At 63.4% G+C, this 23,449-nt stretch carries 22 protein-coding genes and 1 pseudogene; 4 read left to right on the top strand and 19 right to left on the bottom strand.

From position 1 onward, the window contains the following. The first annotated feature begins 14 nt into the window (after positions 1-14). Positions 15-1,247 (top strand): type II secretion system F family protein, encoded by a 1,233-nt coding sequence (locus NFH66_RS07855; RefSeq protein ID WP_349609639.1) that lies wholly within the window; start codon positions 15-17, stop codon positions 1,245-1,247. A gap of 51 nt (positions 1,248-1,298) precedes the next feature. Then, positions 1,299-2,147: a prepilin peptidase gene (locus tag NFH66_RS07850; protein ID WP_502878672.1), complete on the top strand. Its 849-nt coding sequence runs from the start codon at positions 1,299-1,301 to the stop codon at positions 2,145-2,147. A gap of 105 nt (positions 2,148-2,252) precedes the next feature. Here the strand turns inward: NFH66_RS07850 and NFH66_RS07845 are convergent, their stop codons facing one another. Together NFH66_RS07845 and NFH66_RS07840 are read right to left on the bottom strand one after the other, a co-directional pair. Further along, positions 2,253-2,510, bottom strand: a complete 258-nt coding sequence (locus NFH66_RS07845; RefSeq protein ID WP_349609638.1) for a hypothetical protein — start codon at positions 2,508-2,510, stop codon at positions 2,253-2,255. Between the two features lie 8 nt (positions 2,511-2,518). Continuing rightward, positions 2,519-3,637: an ISAs1 family transposase gene (locus tag NFH66_RS07840; protein ID WP_349611684.1), complete on the bottom strand. Its 1,119-nt coding sequence runs from the start codon at positions 3,635-3,637 to the stop codon at positions 2,519-2,521. Positions 3,638-3,914: 277 nt separating this feature from the next. Here NFH66_RS07840 and NFH66_RS07835 point away from each other — a divergent pair, with 277 nt between their 5' ends. Further along, on the top strand, positions 3,915-5,780 hold the full coding sequence (locus NFH66_RS07835) for an SEC-C metal-binding domain-containing protein (protein WP_349609636.1): 1,866 nt from the start codon (positions 3,915-3,917) through the stop codon (positions 5,778-5,780). Here the strand turns inward: NFH66_RS07835 and NFH66_RS07830 are convergent. From NFH66_RS07830 to NFH66_RS07780, 11 genes and pseudogenes are all read right to left on the bottom strand, one after another. Further along, positions 5,764-7,722, bottom strand: coding sequence for a polysaccharide biosynthesis protein (locus tag NFH66_RS07830; protein WP_349609634.1), 1,959 nt, complete (start codon positions 7,720-7,722; stop codon positions 5,764-5,766). The genes NFH66_RS07835 and NFH66_RS07830 overlap by 17 nt on opposite strands. Positions 7,723-7,914: 192 nt before the next feature. Continuing rightward, the gene (locus tag NFH66_RS07825; RefSeq protein WP_349609633.1) at positions 7,915-9,081 is read right to left on the bottom strand and encodes a nucleotide sugar dehydrogenase; all 1,167 of its coding nucleotides are present in this window, start codon (positions 9,079-9,081) and stop codon (positions 7,915-7,917) included. A 58-nt stretch (positions 9,082-9,139) separates the two neighbouring features. Further along, positions 9,140-9,808, bottom strand: a pseudogene (locus NFH66_RS07820) (Fic family protein); the annotation flags it as partial. A gap of 33 nt (positions 9,809-9,841) precedes the next feature. Next, the gene (locus NFH66_RS07815) at positions 9,842-10,960 is read right to left on the bottom strand and encodes an ISAs1 family transposase (RefSeq protein ID WP_349608077.1); all 1,119 of its coding nucleotides are present in this window, start codon (positions 10,958-10,960) and stop codon (positions 9,842-9,844) included. 85 nt (positions 10,961-11,045) lie between these two features. Further along, on the bottom strand, positions 11,046-11,585 hold the full coding sequence (locus NFH66_RS07810; protein ID WP_349609631.1) for a DUF4172 domain-containing protein: 540 nt from the start codon (positions 11,583-11,585) through the stop codon (positions 11,046-11,048). 53 nt (positions 11,586-11,638) lie between these two features. Continuing rightward, positions 11,639-11,797: a hypothetical protein gene (locus tag NFH66_RS07805; RefSeq protein WP_349609630.1), complete on the bottom strand. Its 159-nt coding sequence runs from the start codon at positions 11,795-11,797 to the stop codon at positions 11,639-11,641. Positions 11,798-11,842: 45 nt separating this feature from the next. Then, on the bottom strand, positions 11,843-12,031 hold the full coding sequence (locus NFH66_RS07800) for a hypothetical protein (RefSeq protein ID WP_349609628.1): 189 nt from the start codon (positions 12,029-12,031) through the stop codon (positions 11,843-11,845). An 89-nt stretch (positions 12,032-12,120) separates the two neighbouring features. After that, entirely contained in the window at positions 12,121-12,444 is a 324-nt protein-coding gene (locus NFH66_RS07795; RefSeq protein WP_349609627.1) for a type II toxin-antitoxin system PemK/MazF family toxin, read from the bottom strand. Next, positions 12,441-12,674 carry an antitoxin MazE family protein gene (locus tag NFH66_RS07790; RefSeq protein WP_349609626.1) on the bottom strand — a complete coding sequence of 78 codons (234 nt, stop codon included), beginning with the start codon at positions 12,672-12,674 and terminating at the stop codon, positions 12,441-12,443. Before NFH66_RS07790 ends, NFH66_RS07795 begins: the two co-directional genes overlap by 4 nt. 162 nt (positions 12,675-12,836) lie before the next feature. After that, positions 12,837-14,105 (bottom strand): Vi polysaccharide biosynthesis UDP-N-acetylglucosamine C-6 dehydrogenase TviB, encoded by a 1,269-nt coding sequence (gene tviB, locus NFH66_RS07785; protein ID WP_349611683.1) that lies wholly within the window; start codon positions 14,103-14,105, stop codon positions 12,837-12,839. 126 nt (positions 14,106-14,231) lie between these two features. Then, positions 14,232-15,272, bottom strand: coding sequence for an NAD-dependent epimerase/dehydratase family protein (locus tag NFH66_RS07780; RefSeq protein WP_349609625.1), 1,041 nt, complete (start codon positions 15,270-15,272; stop codon positions 14,232-14,234). Positions 15,273-15,507: 235 nt separating this feature from the next. On the opposite strand from NFH66_RS07780, the gene NFH66_RS07775 reads away from it, so the two are divergent. Beyond that, positions 15,508-15,849 carry a hypothetical protein gene (locus tag NFH66_RS07775; RefSeq protein ID WP_349609624.1) on the top strand — a complete coding sequence of 114 codons (342 nt, stop codon included), beginning with the start codon at positions 15,508-15,510 and terminating at the stop codon, positions 15,847-15,849. A 7-nt stretch (positions 15,850-15,856) separates the two neighbouring features. On the opposite strand, the gene NFH66_RS07770 is transcribed toward NFH66_RS07775, so the two are convergent. The 6 genes from NFH66_RS07770 to NFH66_RS07745 form a co-directional block, all read right to left on the bottom strand. Then, the gene (locus NFH66_RS07770; RefSeq protein WP_349609622.1) at positions 15,857-18,223 is read right to left on the bottom strand and encodes an MraY family glycosyltransferase; all 2,367 of its coding nucleotides are present in this window, start codon (positions 18,221-18,223) and stop codon (positions 15,857-15,859) included. After that, a complete protein-coding gene (locus NFH66_RS07765; RefSeq protein WP_349609620.1) occupies positions 18,220-19,365 on the bottom strand; it encodes a glycosyltransferase family 4 protein in 1,146 nt (381 codons plus the stop codon). Before NFH66_RS07765 ends, NFH66_RS07770 begins: the two co-directional genes overlap by 4 nt. A 53-nt stretch (positions 19,366-19,418) precedes the next feature. Then, a complete protein-coding gene (locus NFH66_RS07760; RefSeq protein ID WP_349609619.1) occupies positions 19,419-19,934 on the bottom strand; it encodes a hypothetical protein in 516 nt (171 codons plus the stop codon). Between the two features lie 21 nt (positions 19,935-19,955). Further along, entirely contained in the window at positions 19,956-21,146 is a 1,191-nt protein-coding gene (locus NFH66_RS07755) for an AAA family ATPase (protein WP_349609617.1), read from the bottom strand. A gap of 110 nt (positions 21,147-21,256) precedes the next feature. Continuing rightward, the gene (locus NFH66_RS07750) at positions 21,257-22,270 is read right to left on the bottom strand and encodes a GSU2403 family nucleotidyltransferase fold protein (protein WP_349609615.1); all 1,014 of its coding nucleotides are present in this window, start codon (positions 22,268-22,270) and stop codon (positions 21,257-21,259) included. Positions 22,271-22,385: 115 nt separating this feature from the next. After that, the gene (locus NFH66_RS07745; RefSeq protein WP_349609614.1) at positions 22,386-23,423 is read right to left on the bottom strand and encodes an EpsG family protein; all 1,038 of its coding nucleotides are present in this window, start codon (positions 23,421-23,423) and stop codon (positions 22,386-22,388) included. Positions 23,424-23,449 lie beyond the last annotated feature (26 nt).

The following is a 23,449-nucleotide window of genomic DNA, read 5'->3' as shown; positions in this document are numbered from 1 at the left end:
CGACGAGGAACCCCATGGCCGGTCCCGTACGCTTCAACGAGAAAGAGATCAGCCTGTCGCGCTGGAAATGGGGCGGCAAGAACCCCCGCGGCCAGCGTGTCAAGGGCAACGTGGTGGCCACCTCCCGCGAGGAGGTGGAGAACATGCTGCGTACCCAGCGCATCACGGTGACCTTCATCCGCCGCAAGGGCAAGGTGGGGCGCGGGCTGGGGCGCATCACCAACCGCGACATCATGCTCTTCGCCCGCCAGATGGCGACCATGATCAGCGCGGGCCTGCCGGTGCTGCAGGCCTTCCAGGTGGTCTCGGAGAGCATGCGCAAGCCGGCGATGAGCGCCCTGGTGCAGCGGCTGATGAACGACGTGGCGGGCGGCTCCAGCTTCGCCGAGGCACTGCGCCAGCACCCGCAGCACTTCGACAGCCTGTTCTGCCACCTGATCGACGCCGGCGAGCAGTCGGGCACGCTCGACGGCATGCTCGAGCGCATCGCCATCTACAAGGAGAAGACCGAGTCGCTCAAGTCGCGGGTCAAGAAGGCGCTGTGGTACCCGGCGGCGGTGATCCTGGTGGGCATCGGCGTCAGCGCCCTGCTGCTGATCAAGGTGGTGCCGCAGTTCGAGAGCATGTTCGCCGGCTTCGGCGCCGAGCTGCCCGCCGCCACCCAGTTCACCATCCACCTCTCGGAGCTGGCCCAGGCCTACTGGTGGAAGGCCCTGCTGGCGGTGGTCGGCAGCATCATGCTGCTGCGCTGGAGCATGAAGCTGTCACCCGCGGTGACCTACCGCGTGCACGCGCTGATGCTGCATATCCCGGTGCTCGGCCAGATACTGCTCAAGTCGGTGATGGCGCGCTTCGCGCGCACCCTCTCGACCACCTTCGCCGCCGGCATTCCATTGATCGACGCCCTGGGGACCTCGGCGGGCAGTACCGGCAACAAGGTCTACGAGCGCGCCGTGCTGCGGGTGCGCGATGACGTCTCCGAGGGGCAACGCATCCAGTTCGCGCTGCGCATGACCGAGCGCTTCCCGGCGATGATGGTGCAGATGGTGGGCATCGGCGAGGAGTCCGGCGCCCTGGACGCCATGCTGGACCGCGTGGCCACCTACTACGAGGAGGAGGTCGACAACATGGTCGACAGCCTGACCTCGCTGATCGAGCCGTTCATCATCGTGATTCTCGGCACCATGGTGGGCGGCCTGGTGGTCTCGATGTACCTGCCGATCTTCGAGCTGGGCTCGGTACTGTAAAGGAAGTGCGTGCTCGGCCACCCTTATCACTCACTCGACAAGGACATCCTCGTGCTCGACCTTTCCGCCTCCCTGCTGCTGCTGGCGGCCCTGCTGGGGCTGTGCCTGGGCAGCTTTCTCAATGTGGTGATCGTGCGGCTGCCGGTGATGCTGATGCACGGCTGGCGAGCCGAGGCACGCGAGGCGCTGGAGCTGCCCGAGGAGCACAACGAGCCCTTCAACCTGGTCACCCCCCGCTCCATGTGCCCCAGTTGCGAGGCGCCCATCGCCTGGCACGACAATATCCCGGTCATCGGCTGGCTGAAGCGCCGCGGGCGCTGCGCCAACTGCCAGGCGCGCATCAGCCCCCAGTACCCGCTGGTGGAGCTGGCCGGCGGGGTGCTGGCGGTGGCCGTGGTGGCGCTGTATGGCGTTGGCTTTCAGGCCGGCTTCATGCTGGCGGCGTGCCTGGCCTTGCTGGCCATGGCGGTGATCGACCTGCGCACCCAGCTGCTGCCGGACGTGTTGACCCTGCCGCTGCTGTGGGCGGGCCTGCTCTACCAGTTACTGTTCCAGCCGCTGATGCTGGAAAGCGCGGTGATCGGCGCCATGGCCGGCTACCTGGCGCTGTGGAGCGTCTACTGGCTGTTCCGGCTGATCACCGGCAAGGAGGGCATGGGCTACGGCGACTTCAAGCTGCTTGCCGCCCTGGGCGCCTGGCTGGGCTGGCAATACCTGCCACTGCTGCTGATCCTCTCCGCCGGCGTCGGCGCGGTGCTCGGCATCCTGATCCAGCTCGCCGTGCCCAGGCTACGCGGCGCCCCCATGCCCTTCGGCCCCTACCTGGCGCTGGCCGGCTGGATCGCGCTGCTTGCCGGGGAGCCGCTGATGGCGGTGTATGGGCGGTTTTTCCTGATCTGAGGGGTCGAGAGGTCGGCAGAGACAGCAGTAGGAGGGATGCTCCGCATCGCGACTGGAGGCCGAAGGCCTCCAATGTATGCCCCCAAACCAGACAGACTCAGCTGACTACGGTCTACCCGTGGCTCGGAAGCAGCCCCACAACACCGCCAGCAGGAAGGCGAACATCATCACCCCGCTGTTATGGGTCAGGAAAGACTGCGACAGACCGAAGTCGATATAGGCCACGCTAAGCAGCACTCCGGCGATCGCCAACGAACGCTGCTGCAGGTCGGGCGCGTGCAACTCGCGGCCAAACAGGCTCATCGGCACCAGATAGAGCGCCAGAAGAACACCAAGACCGATCATACCCCAGGGAAAACGCATGAAAAATTTCATACCGCGAGAATGTCCGCCAGGTACGTCTCATCCAGTGCGGCTTTCTTCTGCTTCCGCCGGATTCCGCCCTTGAAAGACTTCTCCCCTTTCAGGTAATTCAAGGCGATATGCCGGACTCTGGCGAGGTTTTCCGCCGCCTGTCCGCGATGGATTTTGCAGGCATCCTCACGGAGAGCGACGTCCAGCGACCAGTGAAGCTTATTTTCCACGAACCAATGCTGGCGGGCCGCTTCGGCTAGCTTTTTGGCGCTAAGCTCGGCTGAGCTGATGTAGTAACGGATCATCGGAGCCTCTGGGGCTTCGTCACCTTCCTGACGGAAACTCATGACGACTCCCACCGTTTTTAAGCCTGGCCACTCGTAGCTAAGCTCCTGAAAATCTTCAGTAATCTCACTCACGATGTGGTAGCGAGTCTCTTGCCGCCCCCGGTTCTTTTCATCCGTGACATAGGCATCCCCATCGAAGTTGACCACCTTGGTCATGGGGAACGCCGCCTCAAAGGCATCTGCCAAGGCTGGCTGATTTTCCTTCACCGAGAGTAGGTAATCGGCGCCCTTCTGCAGGATCTGAGTGGCGATCTTCTTCTGGCAACCCATGGCATCGATTGTTACCAGACAACCTTGCAGATTCAGCAGCTTGAGTAGCTCAGGAATGGCAGTTATCTCGTTGGACTTCTCCGCTGTCTTGACCTGCCCCAGCACCACGCCATTCGCCGCGCTGAAGGCACTGACCATGTGTATCGCCCCTTTGCCCTTGCCGCGGCAGTACGAGCCGCGCAGCGTCTTGCCATCAATGGCCACCACCGCCCCATCAGTCACGTCATGGCAGGCCTTCATCCACTCGGCAAAGGCGGTTTGGAGCTGCTCGGCATTCACCAACGCCATTACCCTGGCCAAGGTGTCATGGCTCGGTACGCCAGCCTCAAAATCGCCGTACTGGCGAAGAAAATCTAGCTTTGCGTGGCCAAAATCCTCAATCTCGTCCCATCCTTCAGCTCCACAGATCACTGCACAGACGGTCAGGAACAGGATGTCGGAAAGCTGATGCTGCACTTTCCAGGCCTGGCGGAAGTCGGGAACGATCGATAAATGGTGCATAAGCGACGGAGTCAGCATCGGGTCATCCATGAGCAAAAGCCGTTAGATGACCACATTAGCTCCTACTGGTAAAGCGCTACGAAGCCCGTCGTAGAGCGGTTTTTCATGCGTTTTCCCTGCTACCCCATCGACCTGGTACAAGGCTTCCTCTACGACACGCCCCAGCCCGCCGACGCCTTCGCCAGCCGCTGGCTCCCCCGCTGAGGGTCAGACCCTTAAATTCGCTTAAGGGTCTGACCCTGGCGGGGCAGCGTGTTACCGTACTGGCCACAACATCCAGACCCCGAAATCGCCCATGAATCAAGACGACATCGCCTCCGAGATGCCCCCCGAGCTGTGGGAGGGCTTCCTGCGTTTCTTCGATGCTTCCATCGCGCATATCCTGGCGCACCAGGATGCCGAGCGCTACTTCGCCGACCTGGGTGACATCGTCAGGCAGAGCGGCCTCGACACCTGGCTCGAGGGGAGCATGCCCTACTGGATGCTTGGCCGCGCGATCTGGAACCAGATGCCGCTGCCGTGCCGCCACTTCCAGTGCGCTCCGCTGCCCGCCCCACGGCGCAACGACAGCTGCCCTTGCGGTTCAGGCAAGAAGTTCAAGCGCTGCTGCCAGCCGCTGGTGAACTCGCCGATGATCGACTTGGATGACGTGCTGCCGATTCCACGGCTCGCCGTCGATCACTTCACCAAGGCGCAGCGTCAGGCCGCTGCCAAGACCGCGCCCGCCGAGGTACGGCTTGCCTTGGCAGCCAAGGAATTGGAGGACGATCACCCCGGCAAGGCGCGCAACCTGTTGCTGGCCATTCTCGACAAGGGCGGACTGTCCACGGAGCTACAGGCCGATACCCTGCAGCTGCTGGGCAATGCCTACTCGGCGCTTGGCCACCTCGACGCCGGGGAAAGGAAGCTGACGGCGCTGCTGCCGGACCTCAAACCCCAGGCCGCCAACCAGGCACTGTGTTGGCTGGTGATCCACTGTCTCGAGCAGTGGCGCAACCAGGAGGCGCTAGAGCATGTGGGCCGACTCGAGCGGCTGGCGCCCGAGCAGCTGTCGACCGGGGTCTTGAAGACCCTTTGCCTGCGCCAGCTGGGCGACGACGCCGAGGCACAGCGCACCGCCAAGGCGTGGCTAGCGGTGGCCCATGAGCTGGGGGATGAGGACGCCATCGCCATGCTGGAGGAGCAGGCCAGCCTGGCGTCGCTGGATGACCTCGCTGATGACGATAACGGTGACGATGAATGGAGCCTGGCACAGGCGCCCATGGGCGACGAGGCCTATGCCATCTTCGGCATCCCCGAGGAGCAACTGCAACCGCTTGTCGGCCTGCTCGAGGAAGCGCTGGAGCAGCCGCTGCACCCCGCACACTTCGACCCCGGCCCGCCCTCGGCGGAGGGCCGCCAGGAGCAGTGGGTGCTGGTGCTGCCCGAGGAGGTCGACAAGGCTCAGGCGGCGTTCTACCAGGCCGGCGAGACGCAGAGCGTGACTGACGCCGAGCAGATCCGCCGGCACCCGGCCCTGCTGCAGAGCCCGGACTTCCTGGAGCGCCTCGGCGCCTTCACCGGCGCCTCGTCGAGCCTGCTCCAGGAAGCGTTCAACATGGCGCTCTTCGCCCAGCAGGAGCGCGTGATCGCCCACCTCCTCGATGCCCTGCCGGCCGGTGGCCAGCTGCCCTGGGCATGGCTGGAACACCGCCCGCTGCTACGGCTGATGAGGGAGATGGCGCTGGGCCAGGCGAACCCCGACGATGAGATCGAGCTGCTTACCCGGGTGCTGGCACTCTGTCCCGATGACAACCTGGGCGTGCGCGGCCCCCTGATCAACGCCCTGCTGCAGGCGGAGCGCGACGAACACGCCCTGGCGATCTGTGAACGCTACCCCGACGACTTCCTGCCCGAGACACGCTACGGACGCGTGCTGGCACTCATCCGCCTGAATCGGCTCCACGACGCCAAAGAGGCCCTGACCACTGCCTACCAGGCGATGCCCAAGGTGCTCAACTACCTGGTGGCGAGCCAGCGCAAGGCGCCCAGGCTCGACCCCCTCGGCATCACCATCGGCGGCGCCGACCAGGCGTGGTACTACCGCGAAGAGATGCGCGACACCTTCCTCGCCACCCCCGGCGCATTGAGCTGGATGGAGCGCATCAAGAAACCGAAGTGACCTTGAGGGTCTGACCCTGCTTGGGCTGTTCCCACACCAGGTCGACGAGGGGGCTTTGGGGGTGGTAGCCAAGCGGAGCCTGGATCAGCAGTTCGCGGATGCGGGCGGCGTCGAAGGCCTGGCAGGCATGGAAGAGCGCGTCGAGCAGGGCCTGCATCTCGTCCCAGCTGAGGGCGACTTCGCTGGCGGTCATGATGCGCGAGTGGCGGGTGGGCGAGACGGCTTCGCCGATCAGGAGCTCTTCATAGAGCTTCTCGCCGGGGCGCAGGCCGGTGAAGCGGATCTCGATATCGCCCTGCTCGGCGGCGGGCAGCGGAGCTTCGGCGCCGTCCAGCGTCGGGAAACAGGGCTCCAGGCCCGAGAGGCGCACCAACCGCCCGGCCAGCTCGGCGATCTTCACCGGCTCGCCCATGTCGAGCACGAACACATCACCGCCCTGCCCCATGGCGCCGGCCTGGATCACCAGCTGGGCGGCCTCGGGGATGGTCATGAAGTAGCGGGTAATCTCGGGATGGGTCACGGTGATGGGCCCGCCGGCGGCGATCTGGCGACGGAACAGCGGCACCACCGAGCCGCTGGAGCCGAGCACGTTGCCGAAGCGCACCATGCAGAAGCGCGTGCGCGACTGGTAGGTGGCCAGGGCCTGGCACACCAGCTCGGCGAGGCGCTTGCTGGCGCCCATCACGTTGGTGGGGCGCACCGCCTTGTCGGTGGAGACCAGCACGAAGCGCTCGACCCCCGCCTCGATGGCGGCCAGGGCCAGCTCGCGGGTGCCCATCACGTTGTTGCGCAGCCCCTCCACCACGTTGTGCTCTACCATCGGCACATGCTTGTAGGCCGCGGCATGGTAGACCGTCTGCACCGCGAAGGCCTCGAGGATCTTCTGCACCCGGTCGCGGTGCTGCACCGAGCCCAGCAGGGCGTGCACCGGCACCTCCAGGCCCTCCTCCCGGGCGATCTGCGCCAGGTCCTGCTCGATGCGATAGAGGCTGAACTCGGAGAGCTCGAACAGCAGCAACCGGGCCGGGGACTGACGCAGGATCTGCCGGCATAGCTCGCTGCCGATGGACCCCCCGGCGCCGGTCACCATCACCACCTTGCCGGTGATGTTGGCGCCCATCAGCTCCGGCTCCGGCGGCACCGGGTCGCGGCCCAGCAGGTCCTCTACCGCCACGTCGCGCAGCTCGCTGATGCGGGCACGCCCGGCCACCACGTCGGCCATGCCGGGAATGGTCTGCACCGGCACGTCGAGGGGCTCCAGGCGCTCGAGGATCGCCCGGCGCCGCGCCCGGCTGGCGCTGGGCATGGCCAGCAGCAGCTTCTCGATGCCGTAGTCCTCCACCAGCTGCTCGATCCGCGCCTGAGGATAGACCTTGATGCCCTGGATCAGGGTACCGATCAGCGCCGGATCATCGTCGATGAAGCCCACCGGCTCATACTCCTGGCCATGGCGCAGCGACTGCACCAGCTGGCGCCCCGCCGCCCCGGCGCCGTAGACAAGCACCCGGGTCTTGTAGCGCAGCTGGTTGCGCAGGTAGAGGCTACGCAGCGCCATGCGCACCCCACCGATGGTCAGGGTGGCCAGCATGGCGTAGATGAACGGCACCGAACGCGGCACCGGCAGCTGGTAGATGGCGTTGACCACCATCAGCGAGAGGGTGGATGCCGCCACCCCGGCCAGCACCGCCTTCACCGCCTTCATGCTCATGTAGCGGATCACCGCGCGGTAGAAACCCAGGCGCATGAAGATCAAAAGGCTCACCGGAATCACCACCGGCAGCACCCACCACACCGCCGGCTGACTGGCGAAGGCCCAGCTGTCCAGGCGCAACAGCATCGCCAGCAGGAAGCTCAGCGCGATCAGCACGCTATCCACCACCAGCTGAATCAGCCGTTTATGGGCGCGTGGCAGGCGAAAAAGCGGCTGGAGAAGGCGAATCATTAACGCAGAACTCCTGCGTGAAAGAGGGCGGAGACGAGACATCGTGACAGAGCGAGCATTCTATCAGCGCAAGGTGGCGGAATTAAGGCAGCTGAGAGGCCGCTGTGTAAGACAAGGGTTACGCGGCGTGTAAGAGGTGGCTTACAACGAGTAGGGGTCAGACCCCGGGGGCTAGGGTCTGACCCCGGTGGGCTAGTCGCTGCCGAACAGATCCCGGGTATAGACCTTCTCGGCGACGTCTTCGAGCTCTTCCGCCATGCGGTTGGAGAGGATCACATCGGCCTCGGCCTTGAAGGCCTCGAGGTCGCGGATCACCCGGGAGCCGAAGAAGGTGGCCTCCTCCAGTACCGGCTCATAGACGATCACCTCGATGCCCTTGGCCTTGATGCGCTTCATCACGCCCTGCATGGCGCTGGCGCGGAAGTTGTCGGAGCCGGCCTTCATGATCAGCCGATAGACCCCCACCACGCCTGGCTTGCGCGCCAGCACCTGCTCGGCGATGAAGTCCTTGCGGGTGCGGTTGGCATCCACCACCGCCTGGATCAGGTTGCTTGGCACGTCCTGGTAGTTGGCCAGCAGCTGCTTGGTATCCTTGGGAAGGCAGTAGCCGCCGTAGCCGAAGCTGGGGTTGTGATAGTGGCTGCCGATGTGCGGGTCCAGCCCCACCCCCTCGATGATCTGGCGGGTATCCAGGCCGTGTGTCTCGGCGTAGGTATCCAGCTCATTGAAGTAGGCCACTCGCATGGCCAGGTAGGTGTTGGCGAACAGCTTGATCGCCTCCGCCTCGGTGCTGTTGGTGAAGAGCACCGGGATATCGTGCTTCACGGCTCCCTGGACAAGCAGCCCCGCGAACGCCTCGGCACGCGCGGAGCGCTCCCCGACGATGATCCGCGACGGATGCAGGTTGTCATACAGGGCCTTGCCCTCGCGCAGGAACTCCGGCGAGAAGAGCAGGTTCCGGGTGCCGAAGCGCTCGCCGGCCTTCACGGTGTAGCCCACCGGCACGGTGGACTTGATGACCATCACCGCCTCGGGGTTGATGGCCATCACGTCCTGGATCACCGCCTCGACGCTTGAGGTATCGAAGTGGTTGGTGAACGGGTCGTAGTCGGTAGGCGTGGCGATCACCACGAAGTCGGCATCGCGATAGGCGGCCTGCTTGTCGAGGGTCGCCGTGAAGTTGAGCTCGCGATGGGCCAGGAAGTCGCTGATCTCGGCGTCCTCGATGGGCGACACCCGATCATTCAGCAACGCCACCTTCTCGGCGACGATATCCAGCGCCACCACCTCGTTGTGCTGGGCCAGCAACACGGCGTTGGAGAGGCCCACGTAGCCGGTACCGGCAATGGCGATCTTCATTCTCGCTCCTTGCTAATCGTGCTTTGGGGTCAGACCCTCGTGCTTTGGGGTCAGACCCTTAAATAGGCTTAGGCGGCCTATTGCCTAAGTTTGCTGAAGGGTCTGACCCCCTAGAGTGCGACACCTGATAGCGCGTGCTGCGGCTACCTCCTGGAAGCTTCACCAAGCACCCCTTCTCGACCAGCCCAGCGAGATGGCGGGTGGCGGTTGCCTTACTGACCTTGGCGACTTTCTGGTACTGCGACGCACTGATGCCGTGTTCGAAGCCTCTCTCGCCGCCATCCAGCAGGCGGTTCAGCACCTTCACCTGCTCAGGCAACAGGCCGGCCGCCCTGAAGTGCTGCCAGAAACGGGTCTTGGCCAACGTCCGTTCGACCTGCGCCAAGACATCCAGCAAGGTGGCATCCAGAGTCTCCAGGAACCAGACAAGCCAGGCCGTCAGGTCTGGCGTGCCATGCTGGCTCGCTTCCAGGCGGCGATAGTAGTCAGCGCGGCGCTCCAAGATAGCCGCCGACATGGCATACAGGCGGATACTCTGCTGATCCGCCTGCGCCAAGGCACGATCGGCGATGGCCCGGGCAATCCGGCCGTTGCCATCTTCAAACGGATGCAGCGTCACACACCAGAAGTGTGCCAGGCCCGCCCGAACCAGGGGATCCAACTCGGGGTCATGACGGCTGGACTCGAACCACGCGAGGAACTGATCAACCTCATGTTCCAACCCCTCACGCGGCGGTGCAGGGAAAACGCATGAAAAATCCTACACCGCAAGAATGTCCGCCAGGTAGGTCTCATCCAGCGCCGCTTTCTTCTGTTTTCGCCGGATGCCGCCTTTGAAACGGGTCTCCCCTTTCAGGTAATTCAGCGCGATATGCCGGATCCTGGCGAGGTTTTCCGCCGCCTGTCCTCGGTGAATTTTGCAGGCGTCCTCGCGGAGAGCGACGTCCAATGACCAGTGAAGCTTATTTTCCACGAACCAATGCTGGCGAGCCGCTTCGGCGAGCTTCTTGGCGCTCAGCTCCGCAGAGCTGATGTAGTAACGGATCATCGGGGCTTCTGGCACCTCATCGCCTTCCTGGCGGAAACTCATCACCACGCCCACCGTTTTCAGGCCTGGCCATTCATAGCTAAGCTCCTGAAATTCTTCAGTAACCTTGCTGACAATATGGTATCTGGTCTCTTGCCGCCCTCGGTTCTTCTCGTCCGTGACATAGGCATCCCCTTCGAAGTTGACCACCTTGGCCATGGGAAACGCCGCCTCGAAGGCATCCGCTAGGGCTGGCTGATTTTCCTTCACCGACAGCAGGTAATCGGCGCCCTTCTGCAGCACCTGAGTGGCGATCTTCTTTTGGCAGCCCATAGCATCGATCGTCACCAGACAGCCTTGCAGATTGAGAAGCTTGAGCAGCTCGGGAATCGCCGTGATCTCGTTGGATTTCTCGGCCGTCTTGACCTGGCCCAGCACCACACCATTTGCCGCACTGAAGGCACTGACCATGTGTATCGCCCCTTTGCCCTTCCCTCGGCAGTACGACCCACGCAACGTCTTGCCATCGATGGCTACCACCGCTCCTTCGGTTACGTCGTGACAGGCCTTCATCCACTCGGCAAACGCGCTTTGCAGCTGCTCGGCATTCACCAGGGCCATCACCCTGGCCAGGGTGTCATGGCTGGGCACGCCGGCCTCAAAATTGCCGTACTGGCGAAGAAAATCGAGCTTTGCGTGGCCAAAATCCTCGATTTCGTCCCAACCTTCGGCACCACAGATCACCGCACACACCGTCAGAAACAGGATATCCGACAGCTGATGCTGCACTTTCCAAGCCTGGCGGAAGTCGGGAACGATCGATAAATGGTGCATAAGGGACGGTGTCAGCATCGGGTCATCCATGAGCAAAAGCCGTTAGATGACCACATTAGCTCCTACTGGTAAAGCGCTACGAAGCCCGTCGTAGAGCGGTTTTTCATGCGTTTTCCCTGCGCGGCGGTGCCTCGAAATGCACCTTGGGGCGATCGAGGCGACCCGAGACCACCTGCATGGGCTCCACCCCGCGCCACTGCCCGGGCCTTAGCGTCGTCAGGCCGGCGTCAGCATCAGGGAACAACCACCGATGCCACTGAAACAGCCTCTTGGTGTCCAGCGGCGTGTCAGGCTTGAAGGTGGCATCCAGCATTAGCTCCGCCAGGCCTTCGGAACGTGGTGACGTCACCCCCTCTGCTTCCTCCACGCCAAGGCGCCGGGCCAGGGATGAGCGAACTGACGCCACATTGAGCCGCTCCCCCTCGATAGCCGAGGAGGTGACGATATTCTGCAATAGCGTATCCAGGGCGGCTCTTGCCTCAGCGTCCTGGTCATCCGCGGATGTCAGGGCCCCTGACCGTCCCAGCAAGATGCCGAGATTCCTCCAGCATGCCTGGACCCGCGGCTGAACCTCGGCCGCGTGCCAGGTGAAGTTCGGCCAGTCAGGATGCTGCCAGATCCATGTCGAGGCGTGATCGGTCATGCCAGACCTCCAAGAAGGCGGAGGAGCCGAATGACAACGGCATTCGACTCACGCTATGAGCCGAATAGTGATCGGTTTCGGCTCAGCTGGCAAGCCTGGGAGTCCCCCAGTGTCAGGGGCAACGCCATCAGGTCCGCGGCCACCATGAACAGGCGTTTCTTGCCGCGACTGAGGGTGGCGATGGAACGGTGCATCTTTCCTGATTGGGTCATGGTGAATCCTTTCGCTCTGAGCACGGTGTCAGCATATAAAGCAGATCAACTGTCCTGACGAACGCGATCACCAGCGCCCTTGCCGGCAACAGTCTGGAAGATATATCTGAAATACGCACCAACAGTCAGACTAGCCAGCATCCTAGCATCCGTTTCGGCTAACAGCTTGGGCGTGGACATGTCGATGTCATTGACCTGTGCGAGTCCGGTGATACCAGGACGCACGTCGAGCACACCGCGTGCTTTGGGGTCAGACCCTTAAATAGGCTTAGGCGGCCTATTGCCTAAGTTTGCTGAAGGGTCTGCCCCCCTAGAGTGGCGCCTCACGCGAAGCCCAAGAAGACAGCCAGCGCCCTGTTGACGGCGAGCATGACGCTGTCGTCGAGGTGGCCGAAGGCCTGTCCCACCCTCTGACGCTTCACCGTCATGGGCTTGTCCACCATGATCTGGGAGCGTCGCTGCAAGCCATTCTCGGGGGTGGGCTCCACATCAAGGCGAAGCAACGGCGCATCCACCCGGGCACTGGAGAGCAGCAGCACCGTCACACTGCCGGTACCGGCAAACTGATCCGACTGAATAATGAGAGCGGGACGCGGCTTCCCGAAGTCACCGGACAGGACAAGGGTGACCAGGTCGCCTCGCCTCATGCGTCACTCTCGTCTTCGTCCAAGTCCAGAAGAGCGGCATCCATGAAGGCGTGGACGTCCTGATCGTCGGCGTCGGCAGCCGCGACGACAGCACACTGGCGCCGAGCCTCTTCGGCAAAGCCGGGTTGTCGGGTGTCCGGCACCCAAATCTGGATCGGGCGAAGGCCGGCTGCCCGCAAGGCAGCGCGATGCCTCTTCACCCGATTATTCACGTCATTGGTCGCTACCATGACGAACCCTCCTTCGTTTCATGTGCAAGGGTAGCGCGCCACCTTGTTACATGCAACGATAAGCCTTAAGCAGCAGGGGTCAGACCCTTCAGGGAACTTAGGCGGGGGTTGGCCTAAGTTCCCTGAAGGGTCTGACCCCGGTGAAGGCGCCACAAAGGCTGATTACAGCCTCAGGTCCACGCTCTCCTTGGGCAGCAGGTACTTGAGGTCATAGAGCACATGCTCGGCCTTGCCCCAGGCGCGGATGCCATCACAGCCGAGGGCCTTGAACTCGCGGTGGGCGACGGCGAGGATCATGGCGTCATAGGCGCCTTCAGTGGGCTGCTCCACGGGGCGAATGCCATACTCCGCCTCGGCTTCGTCCTTGTTGACCTGGGGATCGAATACGTCCACCGCCACCCCGTAGTCGGCCAACTCCCTGATGATATCCACCACCCGGGTGTTACGCAGGTCCGGGCAGTTCTCCTTGAAGGTGAGGCCCATCACCAGCACCCGAGCGCCTTCCACATGGAGGCGCCGCTTGATCATCTGCTTGACCAGCTGGCTGGCCACATAGGCGCCCATGCCGTCATTGAGGCGCCGCCCGGCGAGGATCATCTCCGGGTGGTAGCCCACCTGCTGGGCGCGGTGGGTAAGGTAGTAGGGGTCCACGCCGATGCAGTGGCCGCCCACCAGCCCCGGTCGGAACGGCAGGAAGTTCCACTTGGTGCCGGCGGCCTCCAGCACCTCCTCGGTGTCGATCCCCAGGCGGTTGAAGATCACCGCCAGCTCGTTGATCAGGGCGATGTTGACGTCGCGCTGAGTGTTCTCGATCACCTTGGCCGCCTCGGCCACGGCAATCGAGCTGGCCAGATGGGTACCGGCGGTGATCACCCGGCGATAGAGCGCATCGACGAACTCGGCGATCTCGGGGGTGGAGCCCGAGGTCACCTTCTTGATGGTGGTGACGCGGTGCTCCTTGTCGCCCGGATTGATCCGCTCGGGGCTGTAGCCGGCGAAGAAGTCACGGTTGTAGGCGAGCCCGGAGACCCGCTCCACCACCGGAATACACGCCTCCTCGGTAGCGCCCGGGTAGACGGTGGACTCATAGATCACCACATCGCCCTGCCCCACCACCTGGCCCAGGGTCTCGCTGGCCTTGACCAACGGCGTCAGGTCCGGCCGGCGGCTCGAATCGATGGGCGTCGGCACGGTGACGATATAGACGTTGCAATCGCGCAGCGCCTCGAGCTCGCTCTCGAAACTCAGCTGGCTCGCCGCGGCCAGCAGCTCCGGCTCCACCTCCAGGGTGTGGTCCACGCCGTCGCGCAGCTCAGCGATGCGCTTGGCGTTGATATCGAAGCCCACGGTGGGCAGCACCTTGCCGAACTCCACCGCCAGCGGCAGCCCCACATAGCCCAGGCCGATCACGCCCAGGCGCACGTTATCCATTGATGCCACGAATTAGATCCTTGCGAAGAAGAGTAAAAAAGAAATCACGGGTCAAGGAGCAAGGGGTCGCACGCCCTTGCTTCCTTGCTCCTTGTCCCTTGTTCAACTGGTCTGACCCCGAGGCGGTTACCCCCGCCGAAAGTGGTCGATATACCAGGGCATCGCCTCGTGGATGCCCTCGACGATGGTGTGGCTGGGCTCATAGCCTAGCAGCCGGCTGGCCTTGCCGATGTCCGCCTGGGAGTGGCGCACGTCCCCAGGGCGGAAGTCGCGGTAGGTGGGGTCCTGGGTGTAGCTCACGCCCTGCTCGGCCAGGGCCTCACGCAGGTACTCGAACAGCTGGTTCAGGGTGGTGCGCCCGCTCACCGCCACGTTGTAGACCTCGCCCTGGGCCGCGTCGTCCGCGGTGGCCGCCAGCAGGTTGGCCTGCACGGCGTTGGCGATATAGCAGAAGTCGCGGCTGGTCTCGCCGTCGCCGTTGATGAACAGCGTCTCGTCGGTGAGCATGGCGCCGGCCCACTTGGGGATCACCGCCGCATAGGCGCCGTTGGGGTTCTGGCGCTTGCCGAACACGTTGAAGTAGCGAAGCCCGGTGGCCTTGAAGCCGTAGGTGCTGGCGAACACCTCGGCATACATCTCGTTGACCAACTTGGTCACCGCATAGGGCGACAGCGGCTTGCCGATGCGCTCCTCCACCTTGGGCAGCGCTGGGTGGTCGCCGTAGGTGGAGCTCGAGGCGGCATAGACGAAGCTTTTCACCCCGACATCCTTGGCCGCCACCAGCATGTTCAGGTGCCCGGTGATATTGGCCGCGTTGGTGGCCAGCGGATCGGCGATGGAACGCGGCACCGACCCCAGCGCCGCCTGGTGCAGCACATGATCCACCGGTTCGCCTTCCAGCCGCATCGCCTCGCGGCAGGTCTCGGGGTCGCGGATATCCCCCTCGATAAAGGTAAACCGCGCCCACTGCTCGGGGCTCACCAACCCGCGTACCTCATCCAGGTTGGCCTGAAAGCCGGTGGCGAAGTTGTCCAGGCCCACCACCCGCTGGTCGAGCCTAAGCAGGGTTTCCAGCAGGTTGCTGCCGATAAAGCCGGCACAGCCGGTCACCAGCCAGGTACGCGGCGCGGCCTGAAGCTCGGCCTGGAGTGTCTCGAAACGGGTCATACACTTCCCAATACATTTCAGTAAAATAGTGAGGCACTGAGGATAGGGACACGAGCCAGAAAGTCCATAGCGCCCAGCCACGAGCAGAAATGCTGGCTCATGGTCCTCAACAAGCGCTATCTAATTCACGCGTGACCACAAGCAAAGACGCATACCTGCAACCAGGCATTGAGCATTGACCGCGTAAGCCTGCATCGCTAGCCTCCTTGCTCTCATGCACCATGCGGAAATACCCATGAACACCACCCAACCGTATCTTTTTCGTGGGGAGATCCCCACGCCGAAGGGAGCACCAAAACGGCGGAATCGCCGCTGGCCGGTACTACCAACACCAAAGCTAATGCAGTGGGCGCCATGGATACTGTTGGGCGTCTTGGTTTACGGCCTGCTTTTCTGGGGGCTTAGCCATATGCCATTACCCTCGCTCTCCAATCATCTGCTGGCACTGATGGGAGTTATCGCCACCGCGGCATGCCTAGAGCTAGGCAGTTGGGTACGGGATGGCAAACTGCCGCTGGCGTTGATGCCCCTTATGGGTGCAGGTGGTTTATTGGCGCTGTTGATGACTCTGCTATAGGAAGATGTCAGCCCTTCACCCACTGCCGCTGGAACACCGCCACCTGCATGGCGGCGGCGAGCAGCACGATCACCCCGGTGGGGCCGGAGAAGCGCAGCGGCATGGAGAGCAGGCAGAGTACCAGCACGGTCACACTGGCGCTCATCAGGCCCAGACCCCATACCGCGTGCCAGTGGCGGCGCAGGTTGGCCCACAGCAGGGCCTTGAGCGGCAGCAGCGCCACGGCGGCGAAGCCGACGATACCCAACAGGCCGGTGGCAGCGGCGATATTGGCCAGCAGCGAATAGTAGCCACCGTAGCTCGCCAGCGGTCGCTCCAGTTGCTCCAGCGCCAGCCGGCCGCTGCCCAGCAGCCACTGCTGCTGGAAGGCGTCCCACGCCTGGCGGCACAACATCACCCGCTCGACCACGCCGGGATGCAGGGCATGGGCCTGCTCCCACTCGCCGTTGATCATCAGGCCCAGCGCCTGCAGCGGCTCCACCAGCCGCTGTACTAACGTGGCACTGTCGGGCAGCAGCCAGTCGTGGCTGATCACCCCCAGCGCCAGCACCCCCAGCAGCGCCGTCAAGCCCAGCCGGCCCAGCCGATCCCCCTGATGGCGCCCCAGCACCGGGGTGGCCAGCACGTACATCAGCGCGCCGCTTCCGGCCGCCACCCAGGCCGTGGTATAGCCGGTGCCCATCAGCATCAACACCCCGGGAACGGCGAGCAGCACCGCCAGCAACAGCTGGGCCTTGGGCCGCCAGCCGGTGCCCAGGCGCTGCAGTCCGACCAGCAGCACGCCCATCAGCAGCATCAGGCCCACCGCCGCCATGAAACCGATCTCGGCCGGCTGCCCCCATACCCAGGGGTTGCCCAGCAGGCCACGCTCCAGGCTCGCCCACTCGGCACCCAGCATAAAGGCCACGCCGCCGCCCAGCAGCAGCGTGGCTACCAGCCAATTCCAGTGCAGCCGGCACTGCGCCAGCCACCAGGCCAGCGGCAGGCTGACTAGGCCAGTAATCGCCATCAGCCGCCACCACAGCGGCTCGTCCAGCTCGCCACCGCTCCAGGCGCGCAAAAGTAGATAGAGGCACAGCGCCGCGCTCACCCAGAACAGCTTCAGCTTGAGCACATCGCGCCAGAATACCGGGAAGGCCAGCACCGCCGCGGCCACCGCCAGCGCCGCCCCCAGCATCGCCAGGCGGCCATCCAGGCCCAGGCTGAAGGCCATCAGGTAGAGGCCAACCAGCGCCACCCGGCGGCGGCCACTGCCCACCCGCGTGTGGCGTCGCAGCCGCATCATCTGCGCAGGCGCACGCACCGCGCCCTGCCTCAGGGTGGCACCATGCAACCGGCGCAGCGCCTTGCTGGTCACCCAGGCACGCTGCACGAACAGCCCATGCACCGCGATCAACCCCGTAAGCCCCAGCAGCAGCAACAGATCCGGCACCCCCGCCAGGGAGAACACCACGCCCACGCCGCCCAGCGCCACCACCAGCAGTATCAGGATCAGCGTGGTCTGCCCCGGGGTGAAGCCGGCACGCAGGATGATATGGTGCAGGTGGTCACGATCCGCCGAGAAGGGGCTGCGCCCCTTGCGGATCCGGCGCACCATCAGGCTCAGGGTATCCATCACCGGCAGCGCCAGCACCCAGGCGTAGGCCACGGGGCTGACCACCGCCCGCTCGCTCTGGGAGAGCTCCACCACGAACCAGGCGATGGCGAAGCCCAGCGCCATGCTGCCGGCATCGCCCATGAACACGCTGGCGCGGCTACGCCAGGGGTGGCGCAGGTTGAACAACAGGAACCCCACCAGCGCCGCGCCCAGGGTCACGATCACCGCCAGCAGCGTCAGCTGGCTCTGCAGCGCCGCCACCAGCGCCAGCCAGGCCAGCACGCTCAGCGCACTGCCGCCGGCCAGGCCATCCACCCCATCCATCATGTTGATGGCATTGATCAGTCCCGCCACCGCCACGATGCTCACCGGTACCGCCAGCCAGCCCAGGCTCACCTCGCCCACCAGCGGGAAACTTCCCAGATAAACCAGCTCCCGGCCGCCCCACAGCACCATCAGGGCGGCCACCGCCAGCTGGATGCCCAGCTTCACGGTGCTGCGCATATCGCGGGCGTCGTCAACCACCCCGCAGGCCACCAGTGCCACCAGCCCCACATAGAGCGGCAGCAGCTCGCCAACCGACACCGAGAGCAGCGGCTGGACCAGCAGGAAGCCGATAAACACGCTGAGCCCCCCGGTGAGGGGGATGATGCCATCGTGCTGCTTTCTTCCCCCGGGGATATCCGCCAGCCCCCAGGCAATCGCCGGCTGGCGCAACAGCACGATGGCCAGGCTGGTCAGCAGCAGCGCCACCAGAGGAAGCAGTGGCGTTATCATCGCGTCTCCTTGGGGACAGTCCCCGTCAGGCAATCCATGGCGGCGTCGATGACGATGCGCTCATCGAACTCGTCCTCGATGCGCTGGCGTGCCGCCGTGCCGGCCTGCTGCAGCTGCTCGCTCGGCATCTCGATACACTCCCGCATGCGCTCGGCCAGGGAATCGGCGCTCTTCACCTCGCACAGCCAGCCGGTCACCTCAGGCGCAATGGCGTGGCGACAGCCCGGCACATCGGAAACGATGGCCGGGCGGCCCATGGCCGCGGCCTCCAGCACCGTGCGCGGCATGCCCTCCCGGTAGGAGGGCAGCACCAGCACCTGGGCCTGCTCGATAAAGGGCCGCACGTCACCCTGTTCGCCCAGGTAGTCGATCACCCCGGCGGCCTGCCACTCGCGCACCTCATCTTCGCTAATGGCGGTACGATTGCTGGCGCCATGGGGGCCGATCAACATAAAGCGCGTCTCCGGATGCTGGATGCGCACCTGCTCGGCGGCCTGCACGTATTCGCGCACGCCCTTGTCGCCAAGCAGGCGGGCGATCATCACGAAGGTAAAGGGGCCAGCTTCCGTTCCAACCCCAGGCAGCGGCGAGAAGGCGAAGCGGGTGGTATCCATGCCGGAGCCAGGCAGCACCGTGGTGGGGGTGTCGCGCAGCAAGCCGTGAGACTGGAAGAGGTCGTGGTCTTCCTGGTTCTGGAAGAACACCCGTCGCGCCCCGCGGTTGGCGAAGCCATAGAGTGAACGCACCCGACGAAACAGCCAGCTGTCGTGAAGAAAGGCGGTGCCTAGGCCGGAGACATTGTTGGCATAGGGAATCCCCAGCACCCGGCAGGCCAGCCCCGAATAGATATTGGCCTTAACCGTGAAGTTGAAAACGAAGGCCGGCTTGAGCCGGCGCAGCGTAGTGGCCAGCACCAGCAGGCTCCTGCCTTCCCCCACCAGGCGCGTGCTCTTGCCCTCCATGGGCAGCGTCATATGCTCGATCCCCAGCTCCTCCACCAGCCGCGCGGCGTAGTCATCCTCCGGCGCCAGGCCGATCACCCGGTAGCCCGCATCAATCAGCGCCAGGATGGTGCCGCGACGGAAGTTATAGAGATACCAGGAGGTGTTGGAGACCAACACCACAACGTCCTTGTCTTGCATACGCGAAATCGCCTTCAGGGCTGAAAGAAGCAGCGAGGCATAGGCAGCGCGCGTCAGTTACGCATCAAACGGCGTAGTTCCGCGATGGCCTCTTGGGTGGTTCCATCCAGCACAGCCACGGGAAACAAGGCCGAATAACTGGATTTTTCGGTGGGCGGGCCGCTCAACTGTGGATGAAGGCAAGACTTGCATGCTTTTGCCGTTGCCGGGGCACGCTGCCCCAGCACATCCAGCAACAACCCTTCCAAGCATACGGGCCGTGATACCAACAACACGATGCCCAACCGGCGGGCCTCGTCCGCCACGGAAACGGAGATCGGCACATCGTCATCGAGCAGAATCACGCGACGATCGTAGTCAATGTGCTGGTAGCGCTTGCGAACAACACGCAGGATATCTCCGGGTGAGCCCCCGTCAGCGGCCTTCACGGTCAGCCGCTGTTGGTTATTCCGACGGTCATAGAGCTGCTTCATGTGTTCAAGGAAAGCGCGCTCGTGGGCACCTTCGCCTACCACCAGCAAGGTACTCTGCTTGACTCTCACATCACGGCGCTTGCGTTGTCTGGCCATCCTGTCACTTAAATCTCAGACTCAGATCTCGGGTACCGCGCCCAGCGCGCCGGACTGGTACTTGGCGTAGAGATTGTCGTCGGCTCTCAATCCCACCATGTCATCAAGGCGCCAGGCCTCGCTATCCAGGTCACGCTTCTCGACCAGATAGACCTGATGCTTGGCCAGCAGGTTGAAGACTTCAGAGGTATGGCAAGAAAAGATCAGCTGTGCCTGATGGGGATTGGAATGCTCGAAGCGGAACAGGTCCAGGAACGCTTCCAGCATATGCGGATGCAGGTCATTGTCGAGCTCATCGATCACGGCGATGCCGCCATGCTCCAGTACGGGGAGAATCCGGTGAAGCAGCACATAGGCGGATTGTGTACCGCTGGACTCATCGAGGAATGGCAGGCGAAAGCTGCCAGCAGCGGAGCGGTGTATCCCCATCGGCATGTACAGCGGGCCCTCGACGTCATGCTCACCACCACCGCTGATCTCCACCTCCTCGAGCTCCACATCTTCCAGCCCCAGGTCCAACCGGCACAGCAGGTCACTCGCCCGGCGATGCATGGCAGGGTGATCCTGGAAAAAAAGTGCGCTATTCAACAGGCGTGCGTGATCGTAGTGGGCACGCCCTGTCACCTGCAGGTTGTAGGAAAACCCACGGAAGTACTCCACCATCGACGTCGCCAGCGGTACATCATGCATATGCGCCGCCGCAAGCAGCGACACGTTACCGCGCACCTGCCGGGCCTGGGTACTGCGAAAACCGAATCCCTTCTGCTTGACCGTGTACCCCTCCTCCTCGCGCTCGCGCACGAACACATAGCTGTACAGCCGGCTCGTCTTGAGGTGCAACGACTCATGCAGGACATGATGCTGGTTGATTTCAAGGCGGTAACGGTAGTGCTCTTCATCCAGCTCAAACGACAGCTCGAAGCAGGTGGGTTCCTCTGGGCTGAGGGCATGCGGGCGAAACGGGATACGCACCTTCGGCTCGGTATTCAGAAAGGAGTCGGCCACGAACCAGCTCAGGAAGGCCAGAGGCTTGAGAAACTGCGTCTTGCCCGAGCCATTGGCCCCCACCACCGCCAGCACCTTGTTGCCACGAGAGCCATCGGCATATGACAGGTCATACTGGGATGCCGCAGGCTGGCGCCCCACCTCAAACGACACCTCGGCGTCATCGCGGAACGAGTAGAAGTTGCTGAACTGTAGCGTCTGGATCATAGTCGCGCACTTCTTACAATATTTTGTTGATTATGCGCCAGTGCACAGCTTTCAACAAGCTTCCCCAAACCTCAGGCCCCATCCCTCGTCCCTCGAACCTCGCCCCCTCGTCACACATCAAAGTCATCCAGCTCGGCGCTGGCGTCTTGACGCAGCAAGTGGGGAAAGGCCCGTGTCACCGCCCGCGTCGTTGGCAAGTCCCTCAACTCGTGATGAAGCAGGCTGGCCACCAGCCTGGCCTGGGCTTCATCACGGTACCGCTTGGCCGGCTCACGGTCGGGGCGCTGGCTGACATACCACTTGTGCAGCACGAACGCTCGGGGGTCGGCCGTCGATAGCCGAAGCGGCATCCCCCGCTCATCGAAGACGACCGCCTCGAAGCGCGGCGATGCCACCAGCCACTTGAGTGACTCGATGATCACCGGCGTCAGATCCCCCTCCTCCAGCAGGCGCTCGAAGTCGTTCACCTGAAGAGGATCGCTGCCACCCTGAGTAATGAAGTCGACGCGATAGCCGGTGTCATTGACCGCGCAGAACATGAACGTCGCATCAGTGATCCGCTGGAAGGTCTTGTCGGTTCGGCGCAGCAGGGAGAGCAAGCCCTCGGGTTTCACCTGAGCCGCGATACGAACTCCCTGGCGGGCATCCATCAGCACATCCACATCGGAGGTGGCCAGGTGCTCGGGCTCGATCAGCACGCCGGCCCGTGCCTCATACGCATAGAGGGCATTGGTACCGATGATGCGGAAAGGAACGCCCCGACGCTGCAGAGCACGAATGATGCGGGCGGCGATGAGAGGGAAACGGTGCAGCCGATTGGCTCGCGCGTAAGCCGCGTGGGTCTTCAACTGCTGCTTCAGGGCGTCTTCTCTCGTCTTGTGTGCCGCCTTCCCGGCGTCAAACGACGCCTTGATGGATTCCGTCTCGGGTGAACGCGGCCCCAGCGACTGGTTCTTGCCGTGGGAATACCCGCGGTAGAGATAGTCGCGGCCGGCGATACGTTTCCAGTGCATGGAGCCAGCCACCTGGCGTGCCTGGTCTCGATGCGCCTCCAACGCCTCGAAGAGCTGAATGGCATTGGTGGCGACCTTGGCTTGCTCCAGTTGAAGCCGCGTGTAGCTCACGCTGTTTCCTCACGCAGATGACCCTAGTCGGTACTTTAACTAAAAAAACATAATATGTGTTGGGATTTTAGTTAACCACATCACGGGCAAATCAGACAACGCCCTCGCCCCTCACTCACATCCCCAACGCTCGATACGGTAACCATGACGAGGAGTGGCTAGCAAAGAGCAGCCATACCGCCAAAACTGCAGCGTAATAGGCCACCACACCCGTAACGATATAAGCACGACGCAGGGAATCGCGGGTCACCAGGTGCAACCGTGCAAACACGAAAACCTGCAGAGGTATCAAATAAAGCGCAACCCGGTCCGTTGCTGTAGAGGACATCACCACCAGCGGCAGGCAGGCGATGGCCAGCACCGACATCCACCACCAGAGGCGCTGCTCAGCTTGGCTCAGGCGCATGTAACGGTTTAACAGCAAGAACAAAACTGCCGGCACGGCGTTCATCAGCACACGGATCAGCCCACCCTGTGACTGATAGTCCGCCTCCACATAGTTGGTCCAGAGCCGATCGACGGAATCGAAAAGGAACAGATAGCCGCCGATCAGAGAGGCGGCGCCGGCCCAGGCCAGCGAGGAGAGGCGGTTCTGGCTAGCGGCCAAGCCAGCCACCGGCAGCATCAATACAGCGGACTTGTGGAAGGCGGCACCAACAAGTACCCATACTACAAAGATGCGCACCCGGTTATCGCCGAGGGCCACCAGGCCCAGCAGCACAAAGCCTAGGGCCGTGGACTGGCGTGTATAGCCCATGGCCACCACCACGATCAGATAGGGCACCGCCACCAGCAGCGCCAACCAGGGTAGGGGCTGACGACGTGAGAAGACCACCAAGCCGGCCATCACCACTACGCCGCAGAAGAGATTGACCCAGTAGATGTTACCGCCCAGCTGGGTGACAAGCCAGTTGAGCAGGGAATAACCGGGATCACCATCCGCGAGCACTTCGAGCAGCGACATGCCTTCCGCATTGTCAAAATAGCGCATGTAGGCACCCCAGTCGCCGCCCACTTGGAAGCGAAGACCGATGGCTAAAGCAAAGAGTGCCCCCACCATCCACCACACGGGGGATTGCGACGCCGAGGACAGTCGCCGAATGGCTAGCACCCCAGCAGCGGGAATCAGAAAAAGAATCCAGTAAGGAGTCATGTTACCTGCCACAACAAAAACATCAA

It is taken from the genome of Halomonas sp. H10-9-1 (genome assembly GCF_040147005.1).
Lineage (GTDB): Bacteria > Pseudomonadota > Gammaproteobacteria > Pseudomonadales > Halomonadaceae > Halomonas.
This window is presented reverse-complemented; position numbering and strand designations above follow the sequence as displayed.